Source organism: Streptomyces oryzae (assembly GCF_017676365.1).
Lineage (GTDB): Bacteria > Actinomycetota > Actinomycetes > Streptomycetales > Streptomycetaceae > Streptomyces > Streptomyces oryzae.
The window spans coordinates 1-6,007 of sequence record NZ_JADKMA010000290.1 but is presented as its reverse complement, the minus strand read 5'-3'; the positions used below and the strand labels follow the sequence as shown (position 1 = coordinate 6,007).

The 6,007-nt window shown below is 73.3% G+C and carries 4 protein-coding genes; all 4 read right to left on the bottom strand.

What is annotated here, in order from left to right; genetic code table 11:
* Positions 1 to 9: 9 nt before the first annotated feature.
* The 4 genes from ITI46_RS32580 to ITI46_RS32565 are packed head-to-tail and all read right to left on the bottom strand — an operon-like array spanning position 10 to position 6,004.
* Positions 10 to 1,308, bottom strand: a complete 1,299-nt coding sequence (locus tag ITI46_RS32580) for a TRAP transporter large permease subunit (protein WP_209243552.1) — start codon at positions 1,306 to 1,308, stop codon at positions 10 to 12.
* A gap of 9 nt (positions 1,309 to 1,317) precedes the next feature.
* The gene (locus tag ITI46_RS32575) at positions 1,318 to 2,139 is read right to left on the bottom strand and encodes a hypothetical protein (protein ID WP_247746945.1); all 822 of its coding nucleotides are present in this window, start codon (positions 2,137 to 2,139) and stop codon (positions 1,318 to 1,320) included.
* Entirely contained in the window at positions 2,136 to 4,295 is a 2,160-nt protein-coding gene (locus ITI46_RS32570) for a hydantoinase/oxoprolinase family protein (RefSeq protein ID WP_209243551.1), read from the bottom strand. The genes ITI46_RS32575 and ITI46_RS32570 overlap by 4 nt, the downstream gene beginning before the upstream one ends.
* Positions 4,296 to 4,354: 59 nt before the next feature.
* Entirely contained in the window at positions 4,355 to 6,004 is a 1,650-nt protein-coding gene (locus ITI46_RS32565) for an FAD-dependent oxidoreductase (RefSeq protein WP_209243553.1), read from the bottom strand.
* Positions 6,005 to 6,007: the final 3 nt, after the last annotated feature.

Genomic DNA, 6,007 nt, shown 5'->3' with positions numbered 1-6,007 from the left:
GGGGCGGGGTCAGAGGCGGGTGGCGGCGGTGACGATCAGGCCCCCGAGCGCGACGCACCACACATACGGCAGCGTGCGCACCATCACCTGCTGCGGGCTGACGCCGGAGTACTGCGCCGCCCACACGGTCTGGGTGCTGGTCGGGTCGGCGACACCGAACATCTGGTTGTACGAGGCGGTCAGGCCCAGCACGGCGGCGGCCGGGTAGACACCGGCCGAGATGAGCACACCGGCGATGCCGGCGCCGAGGCCGTAGACGTTCAGTGGTCCGCGGTACAGACACAGCGGCGCCAGCAGCGTGAAGACCACGACGAACACGACGGAGTTGGCCGGGCTGACGGCCTTGACCAGCGGGTCGAGGGCATCGACGGCGCCGGGCAGCTGGACGGCGGCCAGCAGGATGCCGATCGCCACGAAGAGCGCGATGGGCGGCGCAGCGACCTCGAAGCCGGAGTAGAGGGTGCGCAGCAGGCGCTTGTTCATCTCCCGCGGCCGGGTGGTGGTCACCACCGCGTACACCACGCCCGCCAGCATCGACGGGATGATGGCCAGCTCGAAACCGAGCGCGAGAACGAGCGGCACGGCGGGGGCGAGCAGCGCGTACCACGGCGCGTCGCCCATGCGGCGGGCTCGGTTTCGTCCCCGGCCGCCGTCGGAAGGGCGCTCTTCGACCGAGGCCAGCGACCAGGTGTGTGCGACGCCCCTGCGGCGGCACTCGACCAGGACGAAGAGGACGGCGAAGACGGCGGCGAAGGGGAAGAGCTTCAGCATGAAGGCCCGCACCGTGTCGACCGGCAGATCGAGCGCCGTGGAGAAGAACTGCCACACCGGCAGCTCGAAGGGCATGCCGGCGGCGATGCCCATGAGGATGGTGCCGGCGGCTGTGGTCTTCGGCACACCGACCGCGATCATCGCCGGGATGCCGATGATGCCCGCCATCATGGCGGCGGGCGCTGACCCGGTGACCGTGCCGATGAGCGCGGAGACGGCGAGCACGCCGAGGGCCACGACGGTGGGGCGGTCGCCGCCGAACTCGACGATCTTGCGGACGAGGGTGCCGGCGATGCCGGTCTCCTCCATCAGCTTGCCGAGCCAGGAGCCGATGAGCACGGCGAGCATGGTGGCGGCCAGCGTCACCGAGCCCTCCTGGAGCACGGTGTCCAGGATGCTGTTCTTGCCGGTGAGCGGGGCCCCGGTGACGGCGGCGATGACCAGGCCCAGCAAGACGAGGGCGAAGGCGGTGGGCAGCTTGCGGGCGAGCATCAGCCCGACACCCGCGAGCATGAGCAGCAGAATCACGATTCCCATGGCGGTGCCTCAGTCCTCTCCGAGGGCCCCGACGGAGGTCCCTGCGAGGGGCGCTCCGGAGATCTCTCCGAGGGCCCGGGCCGCGCTCGCGAGCGCGGCGGTGAGCAGTAGGGGTGTGCGGCCGAGGCCGCAGCGGGCAGCGGCGTAGCCGTGCGCTGCCAGCTCATCGGCGCCGGCGACGTGGCCCGGTACGCGCAACCGGCCGAGCCGCAGCGCGGTGTGCCCGACGCGCTCACGCAGTGCGCGGCGCAGTGCCCTGTCACCGTGCAGCAGGCAGTGCGCCGTCTCGTGCGCGAGCGCCGCTTCCCGCAGCGCCCCGGCGGGGAACCACCCGCGCCAGCCGAGCCACCCGGCCAGCTCCTCGCCGAGCGCGAGGGTGTCGACGTACAGCTCGAAGGCGGGTGCGGGGCGGGAGACGTAGCGGGCGAGCAGCAACTGGCCGAGACCGCCGTCGCGTTCGACGACCCGCGCGCCGGATCCGTGCCTGTCGTGTCCGTGCGCGCCGGGTTGGTGGCTGCCGGGTCCGTCTCCGCCCGGTCCGTGCACGTCGGATCCGTGCCTGCCGGGCCCGCGCGCACCGCCGTCCGCGGCGAGTTCGGCGCCGAACGCCGTCGCCGCCTTCGCCCAACGGTCCAGCAGCGCGGGGTCGCGGCCCTCGTGGGTCGGGGTGTTGGCGAGCAGGCGGACGCCGAACTCCGCGTCGTCCAGCTCCGCCAGCCGTGTGCACTCCGCGCGCAGCGCCGCGCGGCGGGCGGGGGCGAGGGGGCCAAGAGCGGGGCCCGGAGCAGCGGCGTCGGTCCGGGCCCGGGCGCCCCTCGCCGCGGCCGTCATGAGCGGGCCTCCACTATCGCCACCACCGGCTCGTCCGCCGCCCGCGAGCCCAACTCGCTGCGGGCCAGCGCCAGGAGCGGTTCGGCGTCCAGGACACCGGAGAGGTCCGCGATACGCGAGCCGAGCAGCAGGCGCAGTGCCGGGGCGCGCACCCCGCCGTCGCCGTACGAGGTGGACTCGCGTATCAACCGGGCCAGCAGCTCAGGGGCCGCGCCGACCGTGGTGGTCGCGATGCGGGCGTCGGCTGCGTGCAGGCGGACGACGCCGTCCGCGTCGAGGACCCGGACCGGGTGGCGGGATCTGCGGAAACGGCGGCGGCGTTCGGTGCCGTAGACGGTGTGCGCGGGGGTGCCGGCGAGCACCTCGACCGCCGATGGATCGGCCTTCAGGCTCGCCGCTGCGGCCGAGAGGCGCTCGGCGTCGTCGGCGCGGTGGGCGCGGTCCTGGGCGCGGAGTTCGGTGGCGCCGGTGGCGATGGCCCGCACGGTGTTGGTCTGCGGGTCGACGGTGACCTCCACCTCCACAGCGGCGGGGTCGGCGCCCTGCGCGACGACCGCCGCCTCCGCCTCTCCCCGTACGCCCAGTATCTGCTCCTGGGTGGCGCCTGGGATGATCCGTTCGATCTGCTCCCGGACCAGCGCCAGCGCGACACCGATCGGGCTGATGACCTCGTTGTGCGCGGCGATGCGGCCGGTCATGCCGGTATCCGCGGCCAGGTGCGGGGTGACGGAGGCGGCGCCGCCTCCGCCGCCGACGAGGACGGCGGTGTCGCGGTCGAGGCGGTAGTCGCGGACCATCGCGTCCACGACGTCCCGTACCTGCTTCACCCCCGCGTCCAGGATCCGCGTCGCGGCGCCGGCGACGTCCGTGCCCAGCGCAGCCGCCAGCGGCGCCAGCGCTGTCCTTGCCACCTCCGGGTCCGCGGCGGCGAAATCGCCGTCCGGGACCCGGCCGAGGGCGTTGGCCGCGCAGGTCATGGTGAGCGCGAATCGGCCGCCCGCCGCGTCGAGCACGGCGTAGTCGTCCGGGTCGCCGTCGAGCGGGCTGATGGTGGCCAGCCGGGCGTCGCGCAGGTCCTCGGGGTCGGCGAAGCAGGCGTACGGCAGGCCGGCGATATGCGCACTGCGCGGGCCCACGGTACGCACCTTGCCGCCTCCGGTCCGCACCATCGAGCCACCGCCGACGCCGACCGTGCGCACGTCGAGCGCGGAGAGGTACGAGGGCTTGCCGAGGATCGTGGCGTGCCGGACCGCGACCTTGCCCCGGCGGATCACGCTGATGTCGGTCGAGGTGCCGCCGGTCTCCAGGAACACGCCCTCGCTGACCCGCTCCTGCATCAGCGCCCCGGCCACTCCGGCAGCCGGCCCGGACAGCACGGTCAGCAGGGGCCGCCGCCGCATCTCCTCCAGCGACATCACGCCGCCGTCGCAGCGCATCACCATCAGCGGCGCCCGCACCCCGGCCGCCGTGATGCCGGCGTCCACAAGGTCGGCGGTGGCCAGCATCTTCGGTAGAATCGCGGCATTCACGACGGCGGTACGGGTGCGCTTGCGCAGCCCGTACAGCGAGGTGATCTCGTGCGCGGCGGTCATCGGCAGCCCGAAGGAGCGTGCCGTCTCGATCACCGCGTCCTCGCCGTCCGGCAGGTCGACGCTGAACGGCTCGCTGGCCACCAGCACATCGGCTCCCGCGGCGGTGACCCGCTCGACGGCGGTGCGTACGGCCGTGGCGTCGTCCGGGTCCGCGACGTGCGCGTAGGACAGCGGGAGCCGCTTGCCTGGGGTGAGTTCGAGGTGCGCGAGACCGGCGAGGCGTTTCGTCGGCAGGGCGCCGGGTCCGGTGCCGATGCCGATGAGGCCGACCGGGGCCACATCGCCTTCGAGCAGGGCGTTGGTCGCCTGTGTGGTGCCGTGGGCGAGGAACGCGATGCTGTCCGAGGCGGTGGCGGAGGCGGAGGCGGAGCCGGGCTCGCACCCGACATCCTTCAGCAGCCGGTCCAGTGCCTCCACGATGCCGTGCGCGACACCGTCGGCGTGATGGTGGCTGGTCGGAACCTTCACCTGGGCGACGAGCCGCAGCGTGGCGGAGTCGATCGCCACGGCGTCGGTGAAGGTTCCGCCTACGTCGATACCGACGCGGATGCGGTGTGAAGCCATGAGGACCACCCCTTGTGTCGTACGCGGGTCGTGTGAACGGCGCGACGCGGGCCTTTGCGTCAGTAGCCGCGGATGTCGGGCCAATGTCGCTGCACGCCGGACCGGTCGAGGACGCGGGCGAAGTCCTCGAACTTGTTGTCCTCTGCCTGCACTTGGTGTGGCCGCACGCCCTCGGTGAGGCAGTGCGCGGCGAGTGCGCCGGCGACCTCGCCGACGTTCCACTCCACGGGGTGCAGACGGTAGCAGCCGTTGGTGATGTGCGTGGTGCCGATGTTCTTGCCGCCGGGCAGCAGGTTGCGGACCCTGCGCGGCACCAGCGCACCCAGCGGGATCTCGAACGGCACGGACCCGATGTCGATGTAGTTGTCGCCGCCGGTGGACGGGTGCAGGTCGATGCGGTAGCCCCCGACGCCGATGGAGTCCCGGTGCCGGGTGCGCCCGTACGGCCCGACGATGTCGATGGCGACATCCTGTTCGGTGACGGTGGTGACGGCCTTGATGCGGCGGGACTCGCGTACGTACGCCGCCTTGGCGAGGCCGTCGGCCGTGCCGGTGACGTCGGGACGGAGCTGCAGACCCGGGAATCCGGTGCCGCCGTCAGGGCGCGGGGCCTCGGTCTGCAACCAGTACAGGACGGACAGCGACTGCTCCCTGGCCCCGGCGAGCGCGGCCCGGCTCGTCTCCGGGCCGGCACCGACGAACGGCTTGAGCCAGTAGTCGTTGAGCGGCCAGTTGACGAGCGTGATGTCGGAGTCGAAGGCGCCGGGACGGTGGAGCCTGCGGGCGAGGATGCGGCGGAACCCCCACAGCTCCTTGTCCCCGGCATCGGCGCTCTGATCCGCGGACACATCGAGCGGATCGGCGCCCGGGTTGGGCACGAAGGTGCGCTCGACCGGCGCGAGAGTGCGGGGGTCGGGGGCGAGGAAGCCGAGCAGTGGCCCTGGCCAGAAGTCGGGCCGGTAGGAACGCCAGAAGTCGTAGCCCTCCGGGCGGTCGATGGTGTGGTCCTCGTCCTCGTGGTGCGAGAGGGCGAAACAGACGGTGATGCCCTGCTGGTTGAGCGGGTCGGCGGTCTCGGGCGCGTGCGGCTCGCCGTGCTCGGCGCGCGACTCGGCGCCCAGCGCGTACTCGACACCCGCGAGTTCGAGCAGTTCACCGGTCTCGGTGGCGTCGATGACGTACGGCGCCGCGACGGTGTGGCGGGCGCCGTCGCGGACATCCTCGACGGTGACGGCCCGGATGGTGTCGCCGTCGACGTCGGCGGCGACCGGGCGGTGATCGGTGAGCACGGTGAGCCGGCCTCGCCCGGTCGGGAGCTGCCGCCAACCCGCCGCCGCGGCGCGGTGCGGGGCGAGCATCGCCTCCAGCACGGCGAGCGCGACCCGCGGCTCGTGGCACAGCTTGCTGACGCGCCCTGCGCCTGGGTTGAGCCGCAGCAGTTCGAGCGCCTCAGCGCGCAGCGGGTACCAGCGGCGGTAGTGCTCGCGTATCGCTTCGCGCAGCGCACGGTAGGTGGCGGTGACGCCGAACTCCTCCACCCAGGGGTGCTCGTCCGGCGGCACCGCCTGGGAGGTGAGCTGGCCGCCGAGCCAGTCGGTCTCCTCGGTCAGAACGGCGCTGCGCCCCGCCCGGCAGACGGCGAGGGCGGCAGCCACGCCGCCGAGGCCGCCGCCCACGATCAGGACGTCGGTCTCGGTGGGGGTGGCGATGGG

Excerpts from the sequence above, each read along its gene's own strand:
- ITI46_RS32580 (WP_209243552.1), bottom strand. The coding sequence starts at position 1,308 with ATGGGAATCGTGATTCTGCTGCTCATGCTCGCGGGTGTCGGGCTGATG.
- ITI46_RS32575 (WP_247746945.1), bottom strand. The coding sequence starts at position 2,139 with ATGACGGCCGCGGCGAGGGGCGCCCGGGCCCGGACCGACGCCGCTGCT.
- ITI46_RS32570 (WP_209243551.1), bottom strand. The coding sequence starts at position 4,295 with ATGGCTTCACACCGCATCCGCGTCGGTATCGACGTAGGCGGAACCTTC.